Genomic DNA, 3128 nt, shown 5'->3' with positions numbered 1-3128 from the left:
CAGCACATTATTCCATCTAAAAATCAATTCAAAAATGCAAATTATTTTAACCTCGCATTTTTCTAAAGGATGTAATAAATTGCATCCTTTCAAGTCAAATTTCTTTATCCTCAACAATGCATAATTTTTAGTTTTTTACAAATAATCATATTAAACTGAACAACAAAAATATAGGGGAAAAGCCCTCTACCTCCACATAAGCTTTTCCCCTAAATCTGAAATTTTGTTGTTCTTTAATTATGATTATATCCAAATTTTCTAACTTTATTCATCAATATTTGTTTTTAGGGGAAGCATCTTTCTATCCAACTCAATATGGCTGTAAAAATTGTGGCTATATGGGTAGGCTCCATAGGCATGGATACTATTATCGTAACGTTATTACCGTATTTGGAACTTACAAAATCAAAGTATTACGTGTTAAATGTCCATCTTGTAAAAAAACTCATGCTCTTTTACCTCACTTTCTTGTCCCATATTTTCAATACTCTTTTTATACTATTCTTTTTCTTCTGTTCCTTAAGTTTGTTCTTGGTTCTTCATATAGTGAAATTCTTTCTCAGGTTAAAAAATTTAACTCCCTCTGTGCTCTTAATACTGCTTCTTTAAGTAGATTCCACAAAAGATTTATCTCTAAATTTAATGAAATTAAAGCCTTCTTTGCTTATTCTACTGATATTTATCCTGAGGCTGATTTTAATAACTTTGGTATTTTGATTAAATACATCATCTCTTTTGAAAGAAGAAATATATCCTTCAATACTTCATATTTTAGTTCAATGCCTTCATATTTCTTTTCTCCTTGATGAGCAGTCGTGTAATTAGGGGAAGTGTCCTTTTTTTGCTTTTTTAAGTCCTTTTTCAATTTATTTAAGCATTTTTTGAACCTTTTAAGTCCCGCTTTACATTATTTTGTTTTCATATCAACCATCTGTTTCCATTTTATTCTCATCCTAAACATCCCACATAATTTAATAGGGATATACTCCTAACAATTTGTCCATAATTTTAGTATAACTTAAAAAGGAGGTTTTGTTATGGATGAGGATTTAAGGCAAAAGATCGCTCTTTTTCGTTATTCTCTCATTGCACCTGTTATCACCAATACATATACTCAATCTTCAGTAAAAGAATATTTTCAAGAAATTTGTGCTAAACAGTATGATACTCCCACTGGGAAAAAAGAATTCGCTCCTTCTACTGTTAAGGATTGGCTTCGCTTGTATAGAAAGTATGGTATTAATGGTCTTTATCCTAAGTTTAGAAAGGATAAGGGTAATTTCAGAAAATTATCTGATGAAGCTAAGGAATTTATTTTGTCTTGTAAGGCCGAATTCCCTTCTCGTTCTGCTAAGTCCATTTATTTTGAATTAATTGCTCGTGGCTATTTTTCTATAGGTGAAATTTCTCTGTCAACCGTTCAAAGATTTTTAAGCAAAAATTCTTTGCCCTTAGAAAATAAATCTTCCGAAAGAAGGGCCTTTGAATTTGAATATCCTAACGACTGCTGGCAATCGGATATTTCTTCTGGTCCATACTTAACTATCGATGGTAAAAAACACAAAACATATATCGTTGCTTTTTTAGATGATGCTTCAAGATTAGTCGTTAGTTGCAAAGCTTTCTTTGAGGATAATTTTGTATCTTTGTTATCAGTCTTTAAAGATGCTGTATCTAAAAGAGGTATTCCTAAGAAAATATTCGTTGATAACGGCAAGGTTTACAAGTCTGAACAAATGGAGTTTATCTGTGCTTCCTTAGGAACTATTCTTTGTTTTGCAAAACCATACTCCCCCCAATCAAAGGGCAAAATCGAAAGGTGGTTTAAAACTCTTCAGGAGCAATGGCTTGGTAGTATCGATTGGTCTAGCTTTTCTTCCATCGATGAGTTAAATCTATCTTTGCAGGAGTATGTTGAGGGTGTTTACAATGTCAGTTATCATTCATCTATTAAACAAAAGCCTATTGAAAAATATATGAAGCATATTGAAAAAGATAAAATTTGTCCCTTCTAAACAAGAGATTGATTATTTATTCCTCTATCGTGTTACTCGCAAGGTTAGAAATGATTGCACTATTCAACTACAGAATATTTCCTTTGAAGTCCCTTTTAAGTATGTCGGTGAAAGAATTAATGTTCGTTATGACCCTTCTTCTTTAGATAAAGCATATATTTTTTCTGATGATAACCATATTTTAGACACTATTTACCCGGTTAACAAAATTGACAATTCCAAAGTAAAAAGACAAAGAAATATTAAACCCATTGATTTTTCAAGTTTTTCTACAAATTCAAAGGAGGTTTGATTATGTTTACTGCTTTTTATGGTCTTTCTTTTGATCCTTTTCAAAAGGATATAGAAACAAAATTCTTCTTCAAATCTAATGACTTTAATCAGGCCATTTCAAGACTCGACTTCTTAAAAAATGTTAAGGGTTTTGGTCTTTTAACTGGAGAGCCCGGCTCTGGTAAATCATCTCTTTTGAGATATTTTGTTAATTCTCTGAATCCTAATCTTTTTAAATGTGTATATATTCCTCTATCTACATTAACTGTTATGGATTTTTACAAGGCCCTTTGTGATGGTCTTGGCATTATTCCATCATTTAAAAAGGTTTCTATGTTCAAACAGATACAAGAATCAATATACACATACTATCATAGCAAAAACATAACTCCTATTATCATATTAGACGAAGCTCAATTCCTTAAAAATTCAATACTTGACGATCTAAGAATAATTTTTAACTTTCAAATGGACTCTAAAGATTGTGCTGTTCTTATTCTTTCCGGTCAAACTCAATTTATATCTCAAATTCAAAGGCAACCGCATGAAGCACTAAGACAAAGAATTGTTGTTAATTACTCTTTAAAAGGATTAACCTTAGATGAAGTAAAGCTGTATATTCCATATATGCTTAAAATTGCTGGTTGAAGTGAGCCAATATTCACTGATGATGCCCTCGAACTTTTATATTCAAGCTCTAATGGGCTTTTAAGGCCACTAAACGCAATTGCAAGAATGAGCTTGATTGCTGGAGCTAACAAAAACACAAGAGTTATTGATAGTGAGCTTATTTACGAAGCTCAGACTGAAGTAAATATTTCAGCTTAACCATGAGGGGTT

Annotated in this window: 2 protein-coding genes and 1 pseudogene; all 3 read left to right on the top strand. The window is 31.5% G+C overall.

What is annotated here, in order from left to right; all coding sequences use genetic code 11:
- Positions 1 to 239 precede the first annotated feature (239 nt).
- The 3 genes and pseudogenes from CAAU_RS14400 (at position 240) to CAAU_RS12135 (ending at position 2936) form a co-directional block, all read left to right on the top strand.
- Positions 240 to 806, top strand: a complete 567-nt coding sequence (locus tag CAAU_RS14400) for a DUF6431 domain-containing protein (protein ID WP_008909732.1) — start codon at positions 240 to 242, stop codon at positions 804 to 806.
- 231 nt (positions 807 to 1037) lie between these two features.
- Positions 1038 to 2307 (top strand): annotated as a pseudogene (locus tag CAAU_RS12145) (transposase).
- 2 nt (positions 2308 to 2309) lie between these two features.
- Positions 2310 to 2936, top strand: a complete 627-nt coding sequence (locus CAAU_RS12135) for an ExeA family protein (protein WP_008909730.1) — start codon at positions 2310 to 2312, stop codon at positions 2934 to 2936.
- Positions 2937 to 3128 lie beyond the last annotated feature (192 nt).

The organism is Caloramator australicus RC3, assembly GCF_000297115.1.
GTDB classification, from domain to species: Bacteria; Bacillota; Clostridia; order Clostridiales; family Caloramatoraceae; genus Caloramator; species Caloramator australicus.
This window is presented reverse-complemented; position numbering and strand designations above follow the sequence as displayed.

What these genes read in the sequence shown, in the direction of transcription:
- CAAU_RS14400 (WP_008909732.1), top strand. Translation starts at nt 240, where the DNA reads ATGATTATATCCAAATTTTCTAACTTTATTCATCAATATTTGTTTTTA.
- CAAU_RS12135 (WP_008909730.1), top strand. Translation starts at nt 2,310, where the DNA reads ATGTTTACTGCTTTTTATGGTCTTTCTTTTGATCCTTTTCAAAAGGAT.